This is a genomic window from Chroococcidiopsis sp. [FACHB-1243], assembly GCF_014696895.1.
Lineage (GTDB): Bacteria > Cyanobacteriota > Cyanobacteriia > Cyanobacteriales > Chroococcidiopsidaceae > Chroococcidiopsis.
On sequence record NZ_JACJQX010000026.1, the window covers coordinates 84,764 to 104,542 of the forward strand.

The 19,779-nt window shown below is 43.2% G+C and carries 14 protein-coding genes and 1 pseudogene; 8 read left to right on the forward strand and 7 right to left on the reverse strand.

Annotated features, from left to right (window positions below; translation table 11 throughout):
- Window positions 1-59: 59 nt before the first annotated feature.
- Both H6G17_RS19720 and H6G17_RS19725 read right to left on the reverse strand, forming a co-directional pair.
- Complete coding sequence (locus tag H6G17_RS19720; protein ID WP_242038495.1) at window positions 60-2,276, reverse strand: GGDEF domain-containing phosphodiesterase; 2,217 nt, start codon at window positions 2,274-2,276, stop codon at window positions 60-62.
- A gap of 835 nt (window positions 2,277-3,111) precedes the next feature.
- On the reverse strand, window positions 3,112-4,605 hold the full coding sequence (locus H6G17_RS19725; RefSeq protein ID WP_192160013.1) for a NarK family nitrate/nitrite MFS transporter: 1,494 nt from the start codon (window positions 4,603-4,605) through the stop codon (window positions 3,112-3,114).
- A gap of 809 nt (window positions 4,606-5,414) precedes the next feature.
- Here H6G17_RS19725 and H6G17_RS19730 point away from each other — a divergent pair.
- Window positions 5,415-5,660 carry a hypothetical protein gene (locus H6G17_RS19730; RefSeq protein WP_192160014.1) on the forward strand — a complete coding sequence of 82 codons (246 nt, stop codon included), beginning with the start codon at window positions 5,415-5,417 and terminating at the stop codon, window positions 5,658-5,660.
- Window positions 5,661-5,809: 149 nt separating this feature from the next.
- On the opposite strand, the gene H6G17_RS19735 is transcribed toward H6G17_RS19730, so the two are convergent.
- On the reverse strand, window positions 5,810-6,448 hold the full coding sequence (locus tag H6G17_RS19735) for a hypothetical protein (RefSeq protein WP_192160015.1): 639 nt from the start codon (window positions 6,446-6,448) through the stop codon (window positions 5,810-5,812).
- 749 nt (window positions 6,449-7,197) lie between these two features.
- Between H6G17_RS19735 and H6G17_RS19740 the strand changes: the two genes are divergently transcribed.
- Window positions 7,198-8,139 carry a tetratricopeptide repeat protein gene (locus H6G17_RS19740; protein ID WP_192160016.1) on the forward strand — a complete coding sequence of 314 codons (942 nt, stop codon included), beginning with the start codon at window positions 7,198-7,200 and terminating at the stop codon, window positions 8,137-8,139.
- On the forward strand, window positions 8,117-8,329 hold the full coding sequence (locus tag H6G17_RS19745; protein WP_192160018.1) for a hypothetical protein: 213 nt from the start codon (window positions 8,117-8,119) through the stop codon (window positions 8,327-8,329). Before H6G17_RS19740 ends, H6G17_RS19745 begins: the two co-directional genes overlap by 23 nt.
- 349 nt (window positions 8,330-8,678) lie before the next feature.
- Here the strand turns inward: H6G17_RS19745 and H6G17_RS19750 are convergent, their stop codons facing one another.
- Window positions 8,679-9,755: a DUF3616 domain-containing protein gene (locus H6G17_RS19750; RefSeq protein WP_192160020.1), complete on the reverse strand. Its 1,077-nt coding sequence runs from the start codon at window positions 9,753-9,755 to the stop codon at window positions 8,679-8,681.
- A gap of 165 nt (window positions 9,756-9,920) precedes the next feature.
- Between H6G17_RS19750 and H6G17_RS19755 the strand changes: the two genes are divergently transcribed.
- The 3 genes from H6G17_RS19755 to H6G17_RS19765 all read left to right on the forward strand — a co-directional run bounded on the left by H6G17_RS19755 (window position 9,921) and on the right by H6G17_RS19765 (window position 14,763).
- A complete protein-coding gene (locus H6G17_RS19755) occupies window positions 9,921-10,451 on the forward strand; it encodes a diheme cytochrome C (protein WP_192160051.1) in 531 nt (176 codons plus the stop codon).
- 313 nt (window positions 10,452-10,764) lie between these two features.
- Window positions 10,765-13,557 carry a preprotein translocase subunit SecA gene (gene secA, locus H6G17_RS19760; protein WP_192160021.1) on the forward strand — a complete coding sequence of 931 codons (2,793 nt, stop codon included), beginning with the start codon at window positions 10,765-10,767 and terminating at the stop codon, window positions 13,555-13,557.
- 390 nt (window positions 13,558-13,947) lie between these two features.
- Window positions 13,948-14,763, forward strand: coding sequence for a lytic transglycosylase domain-containing protein (locus H6G17_RS19765; protein ID WP_192160022.1), 816 nt, complete (start codon window positions 13,948-13,950; stop codon window positions 14,761-14,763).
- A gap of 73 nt (window positions 14,764-14,836) precedes the next feature.
- Here H6G17_RS19765 and H6G17_RS19770 read toward each other — a convergent pair whose 3' ends face one another.
- Both H6G17_RS19770 and H6G17_RS19775 read right to left on the reverse strand, forming a co-directional pair.
- Window positions 14,837-16,654: an EAL domain-containing protein gene (locus tag H6G17_RS19770; protein WP_242038496.1), complete on the reverse strand. Its 1,818-nt coding sequence runs from the start codon at window positions 16,652-16,654 to the stop codon at window positions 14,837-14,839.
- 347 nt (window positions 16,655-17,001) lie between these two features.
- Window positions 17,002-18,264 (reverse strand): OFA family MFS transporter, encoded by a 1,263-nt coding sequence (locus H6G17_RS19775; protein ID WP_192160025.1) that lies wholly within the window; start codon window positions 18,262-18,264, stop codon window positions 17,002-17,004.
- 217 nt (window positions 18,265-18,481) lie between these two features.
- Here H6G17_RS19775 and H6G17_RS19780 point away from each other — a divergent pair, with 217 nt between their 5' ends.
- Window positions 18,482-19,333 (forward strand): ABC transporter ATP-binding protein, encoded by an 852-nt coding sequence (locus H6G17_RS19780; protein ID WP_192160027.1) that lies wholly within the window; start codon window positions 18,482-18,484, stop codon window positions 19,331-19,333.
- 17 nt (window positions 19,334-19,350) lie between these two features.
- Window positions 19,351-19,611 (forward strand): hypothetical protein, encoded by a 261-nt coding sequence (locus tag H6G17_RS19785; RefSeq protein ID WP_192160029.1) that lies wholly within the window; start codon window positions 19,351-19,353, stop codon window positions 19,609-19,611.
- Here H6G17_RS19785 and H6G17_RS33155 read toward each other — a convergent pair.
- Window positions 19,598-19,779 (reverse strand): annotated as a pseudogene (locus tag H6G17_RS33155) (hypothetical protein); the annotation flags it as partial. The gene H6G17_RS19785 and the pseudogene H6G17_RS33155 overlap by 14 nt on opposite strands.

Below are 19,779 nucleotides of genomic sequence, written 5' to 3' on the forward strand. Positions count from 1 at the left end.
CGGAATTCGGAATTAATGCGTGAATGCGTGAATGCGTGAATTGCTCCCTCTGCTCCCTGCTACTTAGAAATATAACAATCGCGACCGGAGGCGATCAGACTTTTGGCAGCATCGCGATTGAGTGGTTTGGAGAATAAATAGCCTTGAGCAAAGTGTTCTTGCCCAGATGTAGGTTGGAGGGAACAGAGTTGAGCAAGTTGAGATGCAGTTTCTACTCCTTCGGCGACGACATCAATTTTTAAACTATCGGCTAGGGAAACGATCGCCCGAATAATTTCTAATCGCTCGGAACTGGTATCTATATCTTGAATGAAGGAGCGATCGATTTTCAAAAAATTGATGGGAAAGCGACTTAAATACGATAAAGAAGAATAACCAGTGCCAAAGTCATCGATGGAAACTTGAATGCCCAATTCTTGCAACTGGCTCAATTTGGCTTTAGCAGATACTAAATCTTCGATAATCGTGCTTTCGGTAATTTCGAGCTTTAAACAATGCGGGTCAAAACTAGTTTCTGCTAAAATTTGGCGAATTTTATCCACTAAATCGACTTGGGCAAATTGCTTACCAGAAACATTGACGCTGACTGATAGCGGTGGATGGGAAGGAAATTCTTCATGCCAAGCACGCATTTGAGTGCAGGCTTCTTGTAACACCCATATGCCTAATGGCAAAATCAGTCCTGTTTCTTCCGCAACACCGATAAATTCTATGGGCGGAATCAAGCCTTTGTCGGAATGCTGCCAGCGGACTAAGGCTTCAAATCCGGTAATTTGGTTATTATGTAATGCGACAATCGGCTGGTAGTGGAGTTGAAATTCTTGGTTGATAATTGCCTTGCGCAAGTCTGTTTCCAAGTGCAACATGGCGACAGCACGATCGCGCATAGTGATGTCAAATACCTCATAACACCCACGTCCCCGTTCTTTTGCCCGATACATGGCTATATCTGCATCTCGTAACAGGTCTTCGGCACAGTCATAGTTAGCAGTATCGATTAACACGCCGATACTTGCATTAGCATAGACTTCTTGTCCCCTGAGGTGGAAGGGTAACTTAAATTCTTGCTGTATCCGCTCGACGAGGCGAATAATATCGTCTTTGTCGTCCACATCTTCAATTAGAATGGTAAACTCATCCCCGCCTAAACGTGCCAATGTATCGCTGCTGCGGATACATGCTTTGAGTCTTTGGGCAATACCAATCAATAGGCGATCGCCTACCAAATGTCCCAGGCTATCGTTGATCGTTTTAAACCGATCGAGATCGACGAATAGCACCGCAAAAGAGAAAATGTTCTGACGTTTCGCCAGTTGCAAGACGTGTTCTAAGCGCTCTTGAAATAAAATTCTGTTGGATAAGCCCGTGAGTCGATCGTGTAAAGCATCATGACTTAACTGAGCTTCGGCACGATGGCGATCGGTAATATCAGTTTGGGAACCAGCCATGCGGTAAGCTTGTCCTTGTTCGTTCCTCACTGCCAAACCGCGACTTAGAACCCAGCGATATGTTCCATCTTTATGTAAAATCCGGTGTTCCCGTTCAAAATGGCTAGTCGTACCATCTAAATGCCGGGATAACTCAAGTTGAAATTGTGCTTTGTCATCGGGATGAATCCGATTGCGCCACTCATCTAAAGTGTTAGCAATTTCGTCATCTGCATAGCCTAGCGTGGCTTTCCAGCGCTGAGAAAAGTAAATTTCATGATTTTCGAGGTTCCAGTCCCACAGTCCTTCATTTGCCCCTTGCATGACTAAATCGTATCGCTCTGAGGCGTTGAGAAACAGGTTTTCTGCTTGTTGGCGCACTGCGTCAATTGCTGCAACTTGCGGTAATGTCGTCCAACAGGCGATCGCCACGCTGACAAAAGCTAACAATACTAATAAAAGTAGAAAAATTACACTGCTATTGGCAATATATTTAATACTTAAGAGTTGACGAAAACACCAACCAACTGCCGTAGCACCACAGACTAATAAAACTAAAATACTGAACTGAAGTAAAGCAAAATCTCGCAATGGGCGATCGCTTTTTATCTGATAGCGCTCGATCCACCATTGAGAACGAAAAAATGTCCAAGGAATGTAATTTATTACCTTATTCGCAGCTAAGATGACTAGGAAAAATAGCAGACCAACGATCGCATTTTGCCAATTCCAAGTCCGATCGCCAAAAATTGTTACGGCTGCTTCCACTAGACAAAAGACTGGCAACCACCACACCCAGCGAACTATCTTTCGATCTAAATTCGCTTGCCATTCGAGATGAAATCTCATAATCGACATCAGATATCCTATAGGCATAATGGTGGTAGCAACCCTCAATGGTTTGTCAGCTCTGCTGTGGTGATGGTCAATCGTTAGTCATTTGCGATCGATCTGAGAGTGGGGCGTTACGTGAAATCTACTTACTATTCACTCTCTTTAATCATTTGTGGAATAATGATAATACTTAATGTTTTTTCAATCTTTGCACGAGCGATGTTAGAACTCAATATGGTTCCTATTTTTTCTATTTCTTAAAAAAATAGTGTGCCAGTGCTGGCTAGAATTACTTAAATAGTTATCTCGAAAAAGAGCAGTGTTCAATAGATTTCTCTGGGGCAAGACTTGACTTCAGTTATATGTAGACTAGAGACAGACTAAAGATTCATATATTTATGAAACGGAATTTAATAAAAATTTTTAAAATAGCGATAAAACTCGGAGCGAATTTATAATAACTTTATCCCTAATACTGGTTGTACAGAAAATTGAATATATATGGCATGAGTGAAACTACAGTTTTTTAGTCGTGCTGCAATCTACTCCAATCAAGAAAATTGCAGTAGTTTCGCCGACTTATATTGTTTGCATGAAGAAATAGCTTGCTATAGACGAGAATATACGGATATATTTGGTAATTTTCTCATGGAAAAATTCTAGGTCTACCGCAATCTTACTTAGGTGTAGGAGTGGGCGATCGCGTAATTATTAAAAATATTAAGAATATTAGAATAAATCTTAAAATGATTGCGTTTTTGTCAGCATATTGAAGAATTGTCAGGTACATATCTATGCATCCTGACAATCACATTATGAGAACATATCGTGTATCATGGCGATCGCCTACCTACTTTGTTACCGATACTTTGGTGGCAATCGCTTCAGGAACATCTTCCGTACTATGAGAACCAGTTGGTTCCTTGAGGCAGAAAGCACACAAACTAGTCACGATTAAACCCACCACTCCTAACATCTGGAAGAAAACGCGATCGCCTGTTGGATCGTTAGGCAAGAGACTATAAATAGTCAGAAAAGCAACTGCACCAACGTTACCATAAGCTCCCACGTTGCCAGCAATTTGTCCGGTGACGCGACGCTTGATTAAAGGTACGATCGCGTAAGTTGCCCCTTCTGCTGCCATAACAAAGAACGAAGCAAGCGCTGTCATGATTGCGACTACTGGTAGCGGAATATTTCCCCCTAAACTGCTAAAGATCAGATAGCCAATTCCCGTCCCAGCCAGCGTGACAACAAGCGTCCACTTACGACTGTTCACCTTGTCAGAAATCAATCCTCCACCGGGGCGGGCAAACAGATTCATAAACGCATAGATTCCGGCAACTGCCCCTGCTATGGTTGCATTTAAGCCAAAGCCGCGTTGGAAAAATGTCGGTAGCATGGAAACGACTGCTAATTCCGAACCGAAACAGGCAACGTAAGCTAACTCTAAACTGGCAACTTGTGAAAATTGATAGCGATCTTCTGGGGGATAGCGTTTTTCACCCTGCATCAACTGCTTATTTGCTTGCCAAATATTGTAAGACTGAAATAAATACAGACACAGAAGCAGAAACCAAATGATATACATTGTTGTGGCGTTGAAAAATTTAACTTGATTTAAACGCCAAGCAAGTACGCCCAAAATGCCAACTAAAGGCACGTTCATTAGTAATAAAAACCAGAAGTCTTTCTTAGTAGTGACTTCCATTCCGGCACTACTAGCCGGACGTTCGTAAACTTTACCTGGTGGTGTATCTTGGACGTTAAAAAAATAGATGATGCCAAAGATTGCTGCAATAATTCCCGTGGAAGCGATCGCTAAGCGCCAGTTAATTTGTCCTCCGGCAAGAAAAGCTGTTGCTGCGGCAATGGAAGGTAAAGTGAAGGCAGCACCCGCAGAACCAAAGTTCCCCCAGCCACCATAAATTCCTTCTGCCAAGCCAATTTCTTTGGGAGGAAACCACTCAGCTACCATGCGAATTCCAATGACAAATCCACAACCGATAATACTCAAAGCTAAGCGACTGTAAACCAATTGGCTGAAATTTTGGGCAAAGGCAAATGCTAAACACGGAATTGCTGCATATACTAACAAACAAGAATAGGTGATTCGCGGTCCAAATCGATCCAATATCATCCCTACAATAATTCGTGCTGGTACTGTTAAAGCCACGTTACAAAGGGCGATCGTTCTCAATTGGGCTTCGCTTAAACCGAGTTCTGCTTTGACTGTTGGCGCGAAAGGGGCAAAGTTAAACCAGACAACAAACGTGAGAAAAAATGCCAGCCATGTTAAATGTAGAATGCGATAGCGTCCGTTGAATGACCATATACCAGCCATCTCAAATTCTCCCGTAACAACAGTTATTAGTTATCAGTTATCAGTTATCAGTCATCAGTTATCAGTAACCAATAACTAATCGATCGCTACTTATTAAGGCGGGATTGTGTTTTGAATTTAGTTGTTTGTGTCTGACATCATTACTATTTTCAGTTTTTTCAAGTTGTTGACTTGTTCTAAGTTATAAAAGCTTTAACACGTTATTAGTATAAAATACTACGGTTTATTAATATTTATTGACGCAATTATTCGATTTTTACAATTGCTGCTGTATCGGTACACTATTTATTTTTTATTGTTATTATTTCTTGATATATAAACTTAAGTTCCGCTGATGACTTTTAATTTTTAAACGTTCATTTATTGTAAGCAATCCAGAAAATTTATCCGATTTTGATGCTTGAAGTCTTTTTGTAACAAGGTTTTTGGGAGTTTGGCAAGCTTATTTATTATTCAATTTGGGCATATTTTAATTTAGATGTAGCTACCAAGAAGCTTTGAATAATTATTGTTTAGATATGAATCTATTCCTGATTGCGTAGTTATCAATATCTCTTTTGATAGGTGAATTTAAATAGAAAGCTACTCTGACCTACGGTCATCACAATATGCTCGAACGCTTAAAGCCAGCGATCGCAACTATCCGATGTAAGCAGACAGGAGGTAAAGGAGAAGACTGAGAGTCTCAGAGGAGAATCTGCCGATTTTGTAAATTTTTCTAAATAAATCAAATTTTGTATTTTTGGATACAGAAAATAACTGTAAGATTTAAATGAAACCAAACTTTTTTATGAATCTAATATTTAGCAATGCATACAAAAAGTAGATTAAGTCGGGAAGAAAGACTGAATCGGATAGCTATAGCTCAAGAGTGGATGGTAGAACTGCCCCATCCTCATCCAGTTAGGCTAGTGCTACTGGTGGTTTTATGTTCTTTTGTGGTAGGGCTGCTACCAATCGCCTATACTCTATCTACAGGAAAAGCGATCGTTCCCAACCCGGCAAACGCATCTGGAGAAGCAGGAGTGTGGGGTATTTTGGGAGAGAAACAATAGTTCCTAAATTAGGAAGTACATAGTATTGACAAACAAAAATCAAAAATAAAAAGTACCCGCTCTCAGGTACTTTTTATAAATGTAAACTAGGCTATTGATGCAAATTGTTTACCTAGTTCGGTATGTCAAAAACTACTATGCAGTTCTGATTAAGTATAGTTTCCGTTAGTACGAGGTTTACGCGCACCAGCCGCAGCACCAATCAGGGATGCAATTAAACCTAGCAAGGAACCAAACACAAACCACCACAAGCCTCTTGCCGTTGCATTAGCAGCTTCTTTTGCTTGTTCGGCAGTTAGGTTCCCACCTTGTGGTAAGTTGACTCCTTGTTGAACTTGGTTAGATATCGTCCCAGCAGCATTTGCAGCCGCATTGGTAGCAAGACCAAAAGCACCAGTGACTCCACTTGCCAACAACCAAGAGCTAAGTGCGAGAGTTGTTGCCCAGAGAATTGCACCATTAAGTAGTGCTGTAGAGCGATTCATCGGTCCACAAGCGCGGGCTGTAAACCAACCGCCTGTGAGCAGAGAAATTAACAAACCGATAGCCGACCAGATACCAACATTTCCTGCAACGTTTGATGCATTAGTTCTAGGCGCGCCCGAACCAGCTACCGTGTCTGCTCCAATTGCACCAAATAATGCACTTAAGATCAATTGAGTTGCTAATGTGACAACTAATCCTGATAGAATTGGACCCCAGCGAACGCGATCGTGGTAATCTGCGACTCTAGCTGTAACCGCTGGTTCGGTCATGACTTCATTTACTGGTCGATTGACATAAGACATAGCTATTAACTCCTTTGTTCTTTTTGTACTTTTGTAAGATTTTTTTTAGTTAATTCACCCTGAGCTTAATTTAGATTAAATTAGTAAATTACCTATCTATCAGTAGAAATAGTTGACGTATCTGTCTTTAGAAGTAAAAACAAGTCATAAACTTTGAGAAAAGAGAACTTTTGATAATTGTTGAAACTGTCGCTAGCTTTACTGGATTTTCTGAGCTAACAAGCAAGAAGAATTAATACTGTTTTTCTAGATACGTGCTTGGCTAATTTCTCTATAGCTGCTGTCGTCAAAGAAAGGATTGAAGGGAACGCCAGCGCTACGAAAACACATCTTAGCGTTTAGCTCCAATAGTTTGCCTGCTGATAGAGAAATTAGCAGTAGTGACTCAATGTACTGGAGAGTTATGCTAGCCGATCTATGTATATAGCAATACTTTTTGACTTAGCGTGGGTCATCTCTTTTGTAACGAAGCTTAAAGTATTTGTCAATATTGCAAAAAAGGTGTGCTAATTAGATAGAGCAAAATTCATAGCTGGCAACAGCAAAGATTTCAGTAAGCCAAAAGCTGTAGGGGTAAGGTTACCCAAAATCTCCCTTGGAGACAGAACTCTCTAAAGAACCTGCCCGTACAAAAGTCAAAATGTCTACTCATAAAAGCAACAGCTATTTTAGCTGTTACAATGTGCTGGCTGAAAATCTGATAGCTGACAAACCTAGCAAAATTGACTGAATACCCTAGTAGATTAATCGTGTCAAAACTAACTTTATTCGGAATTAATTTATTGTTACTAGCTGGATTGACTGCCATTGCTCCAGCGCCGACTACGGCAAAAACAACGATCGCCCAAAAAAGCCCAAAAGCTGCCCTTCCCAGCAGCCCTGTCAAAAAACGCAAACTGCTGGAGAAGTTGTTGCAAGAAGGGCAAAGATTGATGGATACAGGCAAACTACCAGCCGCGATCGCTAAATATCAACAAGCGGCTAAAGTATCTCCCAAAAATGCTCGCATCTACTCTACTATGGGTTACATTCAAGCATTACAAAAAAACTATTCTGCTGCTGTTGTCTCCTATCGTCGCGCGATCGCGGTTGCTCCCAATCATGCCGATTTTCATTATGCTTTAGGCTATTGTCTAGGGCAATTGCGGGATAATGCTGGAGCCGCATCTGCTTACCGTCGCACGATCGAACTCGATCGCAATAACTTAAATGCCCATTTAGGATTAGGTGTGATTTCCTTTCGTCTGCGAGACTACGACGGTGCAGCCGAAGCATATCAACAAGTTTTAAACCGTGACTCTAATAATGCCTATGCGAACGAGTTAATGGGTTTGCTACTGCTAGAACAAGGAGAATATGATGCAGCGGGCGCTGCACTGCAAAAAGCAGTAACGCAAGCACCTAATAACCCAAAACTGCTGCAAGCTCTTGCCAAGGTCTGGATTGCTCAAGGCAATACACCAGCAGCGCTTATGACTTTCAGACAGATTGCTCAACTTGAACCTCAAGACGCTAGAGTATACTTGCAGATTGGTGATTTACTCAAGCAGCAAAGCGATCTCAATGGCGCTCTTGCAGCCTACCGACAAGCCTTGTCGATTAGACCAAATTTACCAGTAGCGCAAAAGGCAATTCGAGAAATCCTCATGACTTTACCAGCTACTAATCGTGGTGCAGAACCGCAACTTTGATGTGGAGTCGGGAGTCGGGGACAAGGGAGACAAGGAGGACAAGGGGGACAAGGAAGCAATTCTAGTTCCCTTTCAACTGGAACGCTCAGAAATTCGCTCTGACGAGCGCTCTTTCCCGACTCTGCTTTGTCATGGCGGTTGCGACACTTCTGCTAACAGTACAAAGACAGCAAGTGGTAGCAACGGATAAACGTCGCTCTTGTTGATGTTCGCTCTTCACGTGGCAACAGCTATCTGAGAATCGGCTGGAACTGGCTCAAGGGTGTCTTGCATCAGGGATGGCAACTGTTTTGCACTTTTTCCTTGCGTGGATGTGTCGATCCCGATCCTGCCTCTGCCTCAAAAAAGCAGATGCAACAACAGTTAAAGCGTGAGTTCACCATCAAATCTTACAGTTTTGGTTCTTGAGTTTTGTCAGTCAACGAGAATCTTGCCACAACCTGATTCCTTACTATTTAGCCACAACCGCTTTTAAACTTGCTATTTATTCTCTCACGTTTATGGTCTGTTTATTTTTGCCGCGCTCTACTAGTCACTCTCTACTGATAACTGAATACATCTGCCCACACGCCACCCTCACCCTCCAATCTTGCTGGGGCTGGTGCGTCGTAAATCACCAAAAGCGACGGAGTTTGAGTATATTCATTAAACGTAATCATTCCTTCTGCGTGGTCGTCTCCAATACCGAAGGGGATTTCTAAGATAACCTCTGGGTAAGATAGCGTATTTTCAGCTATATCTACACCATTGTGCCAGCGATAAACTCGGACTGGACCATCTAAATCCATCGTCGGTCCCGCTAGGACTAAAAATTTTTTTTCATCTACGTGTAGATCTCGAATACCTAAGCCATTCAAATAAACAAAATGCTTTTTATAAAGATTTTGTTTTGCTCCAATTGGTTTCAGCTTTAAAGTGTCTTCTCGATCGTCTATTTCTAACTCTAACTCTAAGATCGCTGCCCAGCCCCGCAATACTGGACCCCGCAAACCAAGAAAAACTTTTTGTTGATAGATTGCTATTCCTTCTACATCAAAACCATTATCTTTACCGGGAATATTAGTCTTGACAAAATCGCCAAGGTGGGGATCTGTTGCTAAAGCTTCAGTAAGCATATTACCCCCCTCTGTTAGTTTAACTTTTGCCGCAGTCAAGGTGACATCTGGATCTTCAGGATGAGGACAAGACTGCCGCAAATTGCCATCAACTAAGGGAATACGTCCAATAATATAACGATTTTCTTCCGTTTTTATCTTAGCTAATCGTTCAATATTCTCCACATCAGTATGTTCTGGTTTTGGCTTTTTGCGCTTCCAACTATGAGAACCAATAAACCAGAGATAATAATCGTGGTAAGCTAATCCTTCAATATCAATTTCCTCGTCTTCCGGTTTTGGTAGCTCAATAAAATCTTGAACGTGAAATGTGTGATGTTCGGCGAAGCAGTTTTGCTGTTCTACAAAAGTTAAACGTTCGATAGTCGATGTTTCATCCGAACCAACCCACAAATGATGTTTGGGAAAAAGTAGTACTGCTGAAAGATCTGTTCGACTTTTTTTGAAGCTGTCATTAAATTTGAGTAGAATGCGATCGCATTTGCTAGGAGAATAATTCATGATAATTGGTAGTTGGTAGTTGGTAGTTGGTAGTTGGTAGTTGGTAGTTGTTCGCTGACAAATGACAAATGACTAATGACTAATAACCCAAAGTGTAAAATTTTCTAAATTTGACTGCCATCAGTCACCAACTTGCTTACAAATGACAAATGACTAATGACAACTATGTTACCTGCCCTCAAATCGAAACCACATCGCCCAAAAAGCAAGCGATCGACCCCGATCCTATTGCTGTTAATCTTAGCTTGGAGTATTGCTGCTGCTTGGATTTTAGCAATGGCGACTCACGCCCAACCAGCTAACACCATTGATGCAGTTCCCCAACGCTATCAATTGGGACAAGAACTCTATTTAGAAAACTGCGCTACTTGCCACATCGCCGTTCCGCCAGCCGTCCTACCCGTGCAAACTTGGCAGCGGTTGCTACAAGATACTCAACACTACGGCGTACAAATCAAACCCTTAGTCGATCCACCCCGCATTCTAGTGTGGAATTATCTGAGATTTGCTTCCCGTCCCCTCAACCAAGACGAAGAAATACCATACCGCATTGCTAACTCGCGTTATTTCAAAGCTTTGCATCCCAAAGTCAAATTACCAAAACCAACTCAACTCAGCAGTTGCGTCACCTGTCATCCCAGTGCCAAAGACTACAACTTCCGCAGCCTCACGCCAGAATGGAAGAATTCTCAGTGAACAGTTATCAGTTATCAGGAGCCAGAATTTATTGACTCACCCTCATTAAACCCTATACCCCACGCCCCATTTACCACTCCCGATTCCCGACAAAAAGCGATCGCCTATCCGCACCATTATAGAATTGGGGTAAAATGATACGATCTATAAAGTTTATCTCAAGACCGATAGCCGAAACACTGTACAATTGACCAATTTTGTCCATCCAAAAGGCTAGTATTTGAGTTCTAGCGTCCCACCAGTATGAGCTGATGGCAAAATCAAAACTCATAAATTAAACTTCCTAGAAATCCTCAAGTTCTCCTGACCTACCATGCTAAAAACCTTGCTGGGCGACCCCAACGCTCGTAAGCTCAAAAAATATCAGCCTTACGTCACAGAAATTAATTTATTAGAAGAAGACATTAAAGCTCTCCCTGACGAGCAACTAATTGGTAAGACAGCAGAGTTTAAACAGCGCCTCGAAAAAGGTGAAAGCTTGGATGACATTCTGCCAGAAGCATTTGCTGTCGTGCGCGAGGCGGGACGCAGAGTATTGGGAATGCGGCACTTTGACGTGCAGTTACTAGGTGGTATTATCCTCCACCAAGGTCAAATTGCCGAGATGAAAACGGGTGAGGGTAAGACTTTAGTAGCTACCCTGCCATCTTACCTCAATGCATTGACTGGTAAAGGAGCGCACGTAGTCACCGTCAACGATTACCTGGCAAAGCGGGACGCTGAATGGATGGGTCAAGTGCATCGTTTCTTGGGGTTGAGTGTCGGACTGATTCAACAAAGCATGACCCCAGACGAGCGCAAGCGCAACTATGCCTGCGATATTACCTATGTCACCAATAGCGAGGTAGGTTTTGACTACCTGCGCGACAACATGGCTACCCACATGGATGATGTCGTGCAGCGTCTCTTCAACTTCTGCGTCATTGACGAAGTAGACTCAATTCTAATTGACGAAGCACGCACGCCCTTAATTATTTCTGGACAAGTAGAAAAACCGACAGAAAAATATATCCGTGCCTCTCAAATTGCCGCTGCCTTGCAAAAAGACGAGCATTACGAAGTTGATGAAAAAGCGCGGAACGTGCTGCTAACAGATGAAGGTTTTGCTGCTGCCGAAGAATTGTTGGGAGTTACTGATTTATTTAACCCCGAAGATCCTTGGGCGCATTTCGTTTTTAACGCCCTCAAAGCAAAAGAATTATTCCTCGGGGACGTAAACTACATCGTTCGTGAAGATGAGATCGTCATCGTAGACGAGTTTACTGGACGGGTGCTACCAGGCAGACGCTGGAGTGACGGATTGCACCAAGCCATTGAAGCCAAGGAAAGGGTAGAAATTCAACCGGAAACTCAAACTTTAGCCACGATTACCTACCAAAACCTATTTTTGCTCTATCCAAAACTGTCGGGAATGACAGGGACGGCAAAAACAGAACAGGCAGAGTTTGAGAAGATTTACAAACTCGAAGTTGCAAGTATTCCTACCAATAGAACGACAAAACGCCGAGACTTATCTGATGTAGTTTACAAGAATGAAGCAGGTAAGTGGCGGGCGATCGCTCAAGAATGTGCCGAGATGCACGAAAAAGGTCGCCCTGTCCTAGTCGGTACGACTAGCGTGGAAAACTCTGAAGTTCTCAGTCGGCTGCTCAACCAGTTAGAAATCCCGTATAACCTGCTCAACGCCAGACCGGAAAACGTCGAACGGGAATCGGAGATTATCGCCCAAGCAGGTAGAAAAGGGGCTGTTACGATTGCTACCAACATGGCAGGACGAGGTACGGATATCATCTTGGGTGGTAATGCCGATTATATGGCACGCCTGAAACTGCGGGAATACTTCATGCCGCGGATCGTGATGCCAGAGGATGAAGACGTATTTGCCGTACAACGGGCGGCTGGTTTACCTACAGGTAGTAGCAGCGGTCAGGGTTTTGTCCCTGGGAAGAAGGTCAAGACCTGGAAAGCATCGCCCCAAATTTATCCCGTCGAGTTATTGCGAGAAACCGAGCAAATGCTCAAAGCAGCAGTAGAAGTTGCCGCCCAAGAGTATGGGGAAAGAAGTCTATCGGAACTCGAAGCCGAAGATAAAGTCGCCGTTGCTTCTGAAAAAGCCCCTACAGATGATGTGGTAATTCAACGCTTGCGGGAAGTTTACAACCAGATCAAGCACGAATACGAACAATTTACCACTAAAGAACACGATGAAGTGGTAGGGTTAGGTGGATTACACGTCATTGGGACGGAACGCCACGAATCGCGCCGGATTGACAACCAGTTGCGGGGACGTGCCGGACGGCAAGGCGACCCTGGCTCGACACGGTTCTTCCTCAGTTTAGAGGATAACTTATTGCGGATTTTTGGTGGCGATCGCGTTGCTGGGTTGATGCAAGCCTTCAATGTGGAAGAAGATATGCCGATTGAATCGGGATTGCTGACACGCAGCTTAGAAGGGGCGCAGCGCAAAGTAGAAACCTACTACTACGACATCCGCAAACAGGTATTTGAGTATGACGAGGTGATGAATAAACAGCGACGGGCAATTTACGCCGAACGCCGTCGCGTTCTCGAAGGTCAAGACTTAAAAGAGCAGGTACTCAAGTACGGCGAGCAGACAATGAACGAAATTGTCGATTACTACATCAATCCTGACTTGCCTTCGGAAGATTGGGATATACCAAAATTGGTGAGCAAGGTGAAGGAGTTTGTCTACTTGCTGGCAGACTTAGAACCTGAGCAAATGGAAGATTTGACGGTCAGCGACATTAAAACCTTTCTTCACGAGCAGGTCAGAATCGCCTACGACATTAAAGAAGCCGAAATCGAGCAAATTCGCCCAGGATTGATGCGTCAAGCCGAACGCTTCTTTATCTTGCAGCAGATTGATAGCTTGTGGCGAGAACATCTGCAACAAATGGATGGACTGCGAGAATCTGTAGGCTTGCGCGGTTACGGACAAAAAGACCCGCTGATCGAATACAAGACAGAAGGATTTGAAATGTTCTTGGATATGATGACCAACATTCGCCGAAATGTGGTCTACTCTCTATTCCAATTCCAACCTCAAATTGAGCCGCCAGTTACGGCACAGTCAGAAATGGTTTAAATTTTGTAGGGTGGGCATTGCCCACCCTATTTTTTGTCTATTTTTTAATAGAAAAGTTGCGATCGCTCGTGGTAATATTTAGTTACCGAATGGTTTACTTAATAATAGAAATCTATCTTTAAATAAAATTTTTAATTATATCCCCATTATGAATAAACAATATCATAAAACGAGGCTAATTTTCAACTCCGATGCTCCTATTTTAAAAACCGATATTTTTCACTCAAGTCAAAATTGATCGATTGGATAGAGACGTATTAGTATCTTTGCGATCGAACGACGCTGCGATCGCGAGTTACCGACAACTACCCCTGTAAATAGCTGCACAAAAGCTAAAGAGAACCTGTAAAACGAAGAAAAAAAATTTTTGTCCTCTATAATTCCTTGTTCGTGACGATATATGACTTCGATCGCGTAATGAGGCATCAAAAAATTATTTTAGAGCTAGCTACTCAGCAGCAAATCGAGCCGGAAAGACAGCGAACAATACATTCTAAACCTACTAGACGTAAGCAGACGCTTGTAGATCGACCATCCACCCAACAGACGCGGATACATCCATCTCGCCGCCGCCAGCGACGACTAAGACGCGATCGCTGGCACAAGTTAGTTATTTTAATCCCTACAGTTGTTCTCAGTTTGTTGTTATCAAAATGGCTGCTATCGCTACAAACTCAGCTTTCTCAAGCAAGTACTTTTCGGTCTCAACCAGCACCAATTTTGGTTTCTCCAGTAGATGCGCTCAGCCATGCCATTATTAATCAAGAAAGTACGAATAATCATCAATCGCTGAATCCCCATTCTCAAGCTTTGGGACTAGCTCAAATTATGCCTGCAAATATTGGTGCTTGGAGTAAGGAAGCACTCGGTCATAGCATATCTGTTGATGAATTTCTCAGCAATCCCACAGTTCAAAAGCAAATTATTCATTACAAATTAGAGCAATATTGGCACGACGCTTTAGTTGCAAGTCAAGGTGATGAAGAGATAGCAGTATTAAGAGTAGCAAGCCACTGGTATAGCGGTAGTCCTAACTTATATAAATCTAAAGTAGTTCAGTGGTATAGAGGAACAGACGGCAAATTACATCGCTATCCTTCTATTGCTAAATACAGCAATTCTATTTTGCAAAAATACAAGCACAACGTTGGAGAGGTAGGAGAAAATTCAAAATTCAAAATTCAAAATTCAAAATTTAAGAGCTAAGAGTTCCAACAACCTTGTAGAGACGTTACATGTAACGTCTCTAGACTAATAACTCATAACTGATAACTGTTCGCTAACTTAAGTATTGCAGTGGCAGATCTTGGGAGAGTAGAGTTTCGATCGCGGCTCGATCTAAAGGTTTAGCAAATAGATAACCTTGTCCGTATTCGCATTTGAGCGATCGCAGTTGGAAAAGTTGTTTTTTTGTCTCTATGCCTTCGGCAACGACATCCATACCCAAGTTCCAAGCTAGGGCAATGATGGTACGGATAATTTCAATTTGTTCGACACTGCGATCGACATCGCGCACGAAGGAGCGATCGATTTTTAAGGTATCGAGGCGTAGGCGATGTAAATAACTTAAAGATGAGTATCCCGTACCAAAATCATCAATAGATAACCGAATACCCAAAGCTTGTAATTGGCTAAGCATACTAGTTGAAGACTGGGCATTTTCCATGAGTACGCTTTCGGTAATCTCTAGTTTGAGCAAATGGGCATCAAACCCAGTTTCTAGAAGAATTTGTTCGATCTGCTGCACGAAATTGACTTGAGAAAACTGTTTGCCAGAAATATTGACGCTAATAGTTAATGGTGAATGCAGAGGAAATTGTAACTGCCACTGGTGCATCTGGCGACAGGCTTCTCGCAATACCCACTCTCCCAGAAAGATAATGAATCCTGTTTCTTCGGCAACGGGAATAAAATCACCAGGCGAGATCAAACCTTGTTGGGGATGATGCCAGCGTACTAAGGCTTCAAAACCTATGAGTTTGCCCGTACTTAGAGCAACAATTGGTTGATAACACAAAATAAATTCTTGCCGCTCTAAAGCTTGATGCAAGTCGCTCTGAATTTTTAGTAATTTGAGGGTCTGAACGTGTAGTTGGCGATCGAACAAGGCATAGCCAGCTCTGCCTGTTTTCTTTGCATGGTACATGGTTAGATCGGCATCTCGCAGCAAATCGGCAGCACTGTCATAGGCAGTGGAACTAGAACCCACAACAACGCCAATGCTGGCACTGGCAGCAACGGTATGACCTTTTAAATTGAATGGCGTACATAGGCTTTCTAACAAGCGCTGTGCTATTTGGATCGCGTCGCTAGTATCTTGAATTTCTTCGAGTAAGACAGCGAACTCATCGCCTCCCAGCCGAGCGATGATATCAGTGTTGCGCAGGCATTGGCGAAAGCGAGTTGAAATTGCAACTAGCAGCTCATCGCCTATTGTATGTCCCAAACTATCGTTGATAATTTTGAAGCGATCGAGATCGATAAACAATACGGCGAATTGATATGTTGAGTCGTATCGTACCGTTCTAATTGCTTGTTCGATCCGTTCTACCAATAGCGTGCGGTTAGGTAACCCTGTCAAGGTATCGTGAAGGGCATCATAGACTAAAAGGGCTTCAGCACGGCGGCGATTGGCGATCTCACGCTGGAGTTCCAGATGCATTTGTTTCAATGTCTGGTTTTGTACTGCTATTTGTTTAGCTTGCTCGTAACTCCGTAGTGCTTCGCGCACGGTTAAACTGAAGTCTGTCTCGTCCCAAGGTTTGGTAATGTAGCGGTAAAGATGGATGCGATCGCTCGCTTGGATGGCATGACTGATTTCAGCTAGTTCAGCGATGAGAATTTTTGGTGTTTTAGGAAATTGTTGATGCAGCTGGGTTAGCAGAGTCGCTCCATCCATTTCAGGCATAGCGCGATCGTAGATAATCAGAGGGACTTCAATTTTATTTTGGCTAAGTTCAGTAATTATGCTCAAGGCTGCTACTCCGCTTTCTGCTAGCTCGATCGCATATCCGGTAGCGATTTGACTCAGGCTATCGTGCAAGCTAAGTAGTATGTTGCGTTCGTCATCAACACAAATAATTGTCCCTTTATTCATTGGTTGTGAAGAATTTTCGAGCATATATGAAACTAGTGCAAAAAAGCAGAAGACAGAAGGCAGAAGCGAATAATGCTTGCAAGATGAGATCGCAGTCTTTTTGCAACTGCTGAAGTACTGTTGCCGCACTAGTCTTTCTATATAGAAAGTTTGCCCATATTTCCTCAATAAACTCACAAGTTACCGAACAGGGAGCAGGGACAAGGGGGACAAGGGGGACAAGGGAGAGGGAGGAGCAAATTCTCCCTTGTATCCTCCCACACTTCCCACACTTCCCACACTTCCCACACCATGCATTACTCTCTTCTCTTTCCCTACTCCCTACTCCCTGCTCCCTTTGAATAGCACTAGCTTCTAGCAACAGGTTCTTCTAAGATTTCAGACATAGCAGGCAGACGCTTCAAGAAAAATACAGCAACAATCGTCCCCGCGATCGCTAAACCTGCCATTGGATAAAAGGCATAAGTATAGCTGCCGAAAATATCTCGAATTCTGCCAGCAACGATCGTACCGAAAAATGCTCCAACACCGTAAGCAGTAAAGACAATCCCATAGTTTTTGGCGTAGTTTTCGGCTCGAAATAGAGTTAAAGTTGCGGTTGGGGCGATCGCCAGCCATCCACCTAAAGATAGCCAAAATAAAGCAAAAGCCGCTATGTATGTCAATGTAGCGCCAGTACGGGCATTCAGCATCAAGATCGAAGCAATCAGAATTAACACGTAAGAGGCGATCGCCGCTATTTTAGGATTGAACCGATCTGTTACCCAGCCAAATAATGGTCGTCCTAGTCCGTTAAAGATGGCGAATAGCGAGACAGTCATGGCTGCGGTTGTAGAGTCGAGTTCGATCATTTCTTGTGCTACAGGACTGGAAATACCAATTGCCGATAGTCCTACAAATGTTCCAATCGTGTAGCAAGTCCACAGTCCGTAAAAGCTTTGAGTCTGCCAGATTTTCTCAGTAGTTACTCTAATTGAAGTGACTCTTGCCGATGCTGCATTCCTTACTGTAGGTTGCCATCCTGAAGGAGGCATTTTTAATTGCGTGGCGATCGCCACAACAATAACACTAAAGGCAATGCCTAAAATCGTAAAAGTTTGCCGCACCCCGTAAGCATCGATTAAATTCTTAGCTAAAGGTGCGGTAATTAACGGCGATAGTCCAAACCCAATCACCGTCAAGCCTACAGCTATCCCTTTTTTATCGGGAAACCACTTAGCCGAGACAGCTAACGGGACTCCATAGGCAATTCCAATTCCCGCACCAGCCACTAATCCGTAGGCAAAGACAAGCATTGGCTCGTTGGTAGCAAAGCTAGTGAGAATATAACCAACTCCCATCACTACACCACCAACAGCGGTGACAACACGAGAACCAAAGCGATCGATTAGAAAGCCTGCGATCGGCATTAACAAGGCAAAAACAACTAAAAGCACCGTAAATGGCAATAAACTTTCTGTTGCACCAATATTGAGCAACTTTTCTAACGGTTTTCTAAAAATACTCCAAGAATAGACCGTACCCAGGCAGAGCAGTACGACAATTCCTAGAGGGATCAGCAGCCATCTACCCCGTTGTGCAGGCATACCAAACAGCTTGATGGTATCCATAGCTTTTCAATTATGGTAAATTGTGAATCTTTAGTATTTATCTATATCAAATAAGGTAAACAAAATCTTACTCAAGTTCATAAAACTAGACAAGAGTGGTAATGGGTAATGGGTAATTGGTCACTGGTCACTGGTCACTGCTCGTGCGCTCCCTGCTCCCTTTCCACTGATAACTGTTAACTTAGGAGAGGATTAACTTAACTTATTGCAACAATTCATGTCTGCTGCTGTCTCGCTGCAAAACGTTTACAAGTCATACAACAACATTTCAGTTGTCAACGACCTTTCTTTTACTATCCAACCAGGGGAGATTTTTGGTTTACTCGGACCCAATGGTGCTGGTAAGTCAACTACGATTCGGATGTTAACAACGCTGACCAAACCAACACAGGGTCAAGTTGAAGTAGCAGGATTCGATCTCGTGCGTCAATCCATACTGGTGAAGCAGTACATTGGCGTAGTCTTGCAGCAAATCAGCGTCGATAACGATCTCTCAGTTTGGGAGAATATGGAACTACACGGACGATTGCATCACATTCCCAATCCTCAGCGCCAGCAGCAGATCGGTCAATGGCTGAAATATGTAGAGTTAGCAGACCGTCGCGATAGTTTAGTCAAAACTCTCTCAGGAGGAATGAAGCGGCGCTTGCAGATTGCCAGAGCTTTGTTACACCAACCACAGATTTTATTTTTAGATGAACCAACCGTAGGACTAGACCCTCAAACTAGGCGGCGCTTATGGGAAATTATTCTCGATCTCAACAAGCAGGGAATGACGATACTGCTAACCACACACTACATGGAGGAAGTCGAATATTTGTGTAACCGCATCGGAATTATGGACGGTGGCAAACTGATTTCCTTGGGGACTTTATCACAACTGCGATCGCAGTATGGTGAAGGGTTAGTGATGAAGCAAGTCGGGGAGCGCTGGGAATACCTTTTCTTCCCCACCTTAGAGGATGCCAACACTTTCATTAACCAACAACCAAACAAAACCGGAATTATGGCACGACCCTCCAACCTCGAAGATATTTTCGTCGAACTCACAGGACGTAAGCTGGACTGAACACTTGTCAGCAAGCAATGGTGTGTGGTGCGTGGAGTAAGTGGCTAGTGACGTGGCTGAGTTTGGTTAACCTAAGCCAGGGAGTCGCCTCCCTGACTTGGCTTCAAAACCGGACGCGACTCGTTAAAGTCATCCGGCTCCTCTCCAACTCGGCTCCGTGTCAGGAGTACCAGTTACAGTTTCGTGTCCTGTTGCGTGTACCTGGTCGTGGCAGTGACGATGCAACAGTGCCAAGTTGTGGCGACCAGAATTATCCCTCTTCTGTCAAACTGGGTTGAAACCTTGATTTTTCGTTGGCTGAAACCACGTAATTTCGTCAAATTTTCCTAGAGTGACAGAAGAGGGATTATAGTGATTGCCATCGCGATGATGAGTTTCAATCAAGTCACTTGGCAAAAAGTGAAGTCCACAGTGATAGCATTTTCCCCCTTGTTGTTTGAGGAGAG